The 1958-nt window shown below is 73.5% G+C and carries 2 protein-coding genes and 1 pseudogene; 1 reads left to right on the top strand and 2 read right to left on the bottom strand.

Annotated features, from left to right (window positions below):
- Positions 1-755: LysR family transcriptional regulator (locus P409_RS32960; RefSeq protein ID WP_202964885.1), on the bottom strand; the 755-nt coding region annotated here is incomplete at its 3' end.
- A 74-nt stretch (positions 756-829) separates the two neighbouring features.
- Here P409_RS32960 and P409_RS32955 point away from each other — a divergent pair.
- The gene (locus tag P409_RS32955; protein WP_034848655.1) at positions 830-1681 is read left to right on the top strand and encodes a class I SAM-dependent methyltransferase; all 852 of its coding nucleotides are present in this window, start codon (positions 830-832) and stop codon (positions 1679-1681) included.
- Positions 1682-1687: 6 nt separating this feature from the next.
- On the opposite strand, the pseudogene P409_RS39640 reads toward P409_RS32955, so the two are convergent.
- A pseudogene (locus P409_RS39640) lies at positions 1688-1958 on the bottom strand (hypothetical protein); the annotation flags it as partial.

Here is a 1958-nt window from a genome sequence, read left to right as displayed (position 1 = left end):
ACGCCGAAGCCCTGCGCGACCAGCTCGACCATGTCGCCGACGGTGTCCGCCTCGCAGCAGATCCTGCGCTCCAGCCCGGCCGCGCGGCAGGCGGCGTCGATGGTGGCGCGCAGCGCCGAATCGGGCCGGTACTCGACGAAGTCGCGCTCGGCGAGGCCGGCCAGGCGCTGCTGGCGGCGGGCGGCGAGCGGGTCGCGGGCGGCGACGGCCAGGACCAGGGCCTCCTGGCCGAGCGAGCGGACGGCGACGCGGTCCGGATGGGGGCCGGGCGGATGGTCCACGAAGGCAACCTCCAGCTCGCCCTGGGCGACGGCGGTGACCAGCGATCCGGCGCTGCCGTGGCGCAGCCGCAGCGCCACGCCGGGATGCAGGCGGTGGTAGCGGGTCAGCAGGGCGGGCAGGGGGATCAGCCCGAAGGTCTGAATGACGCCGATCGCCAGCTGGCCGCGCAGCAGTCCGCGGACCCCGGCGATGGCGTCGCGGCCTTCCTCCGCCGCCGCCAGCGCCTGGCGCGCATGGGGCAGCAGGGCCCGACCGGCCTCGGTGACCTCCACGCTGCGGGTGTTGCGGACGAACAGCTCGCTGTCCAGCTCCCGCTCCAGCGCCCGGATCGACGCCGACAGGCTGGACTGGGTCAGGTGCACCCGGCGGGCGGCGCGGGTGAAGTGCCGCTCCTCGACCACCGCGAGGAAATGCGCGAGCTGGCGCAGCTCCATCCGGCCGCTCCATTCAGTGATCATGCCGATCACTGCCACAGAAATTATCCGTTTGATAGATCAAGCCATGCGCGATTTCCTCTGCGCCGGCACATCCGATGGAGAAGAGGGTCATGACTGACACGGTCATCGCGGAACCGGACAGCACGGCGGTGCGGGTCGCCCTGTGGCGGGCGATGCATCTCGAGATCGACGCCGCGCCGCCGGTGCTGGACGACCGCATCGGCCTGCTCCTGGCGGCGCCGGAGGAGGGTTGGCGCAGCCGTGGCGACATGGATGCGCAGCGCACGCGGACCTTCCGCGCCTCGATCGTCGCCCGCGCCCGCTTCATCGAGGATCTGGCCTCGGAGCAGGCCGGCAGCGGCGTCGGCCAGTACGTGATCCTCGGCGCCGGGCTGGACAGCTTCGCCCAGCGCCGGCCGGAGGTCGCGCTGCGGATCTTCGAGATCGACCGCCCCGGCCCGCAGGCCTGGAAGCGCCGCCGCCTGGTCGAGCTCGGCTTCGGCATCCCGGACCGGCTGCGCTTCGTCCCGGTCGATTTCGAGGCCGGCGAGGATTGGTGGGAGCGGCTGGTGACGGCGGGCTTCGATCCGGCCCGGCCGGCGGTGGTGGCCTCGACCGGCGTCAGCCTGTATCTGACGCGGGAGGCGAATGCGGCGACCTTGCGCCGGCTCGCGGCCCTCGTCCCCGGCTCCACCCTGGCCATGACCTATCTGCTGCCGATGGAGCTGGCCGACCCGGAGGAGCGGCCGGGACGCGAAATGGCGGAGGCCGGCGCCCGGGCCAGCGGCACGCCCTTCATCAGCATGTTCGCGCCGGAGGAGATGCGGGAGATGGCGCGCGACGCCGGCTTCCGCGATGTCCGCACCGTGTCGGCCGCCGATCTGGCCGAACGCTACTTCGCCGGCCGGGTGGACGGCTTCCGGCCGTCGAAGTCGGAGGAGATCCTGGTCGCCACGACCTGAGGGCGCTCAGCCGAACAGTGCCCGGTTCTTGCGGAACAGATCCGCCAGCGCGTCGGCCACCGCGCGCACCCGCGGCACCTCGGCCAGGTCGGGGCGGATCAGCAGCCAGATCTCGCGCGGCGGCGGCAGGGCATCCGAGCGCGACCGGCGCCAGGCCGGGATCGGGATCGCCCAGGAAGCGCGGCAGCAGCGCCACGCCCCAGCCGGCCCTGGCCGCCGCTGCCTGCGCCATCTGGCTGTCGCAGCGGAAGGCAATCCGGCGGCCGGGATGGCGCCG

The sequence above is a fragment of the Inquilinus limosus MP06 genome (assembly GCF_000767795.1).
GTDB lineage: Bacteria > Pseudomonadota > Alphaproteobacteria > DSM-16000 > Inquilinaceae > Inquilinus > Inquilinus limosus_E.
Note: the sequence above shows the minus strand (reverse complement) of the source record. Positions and strands in the feature narration are given on the sequence as shown.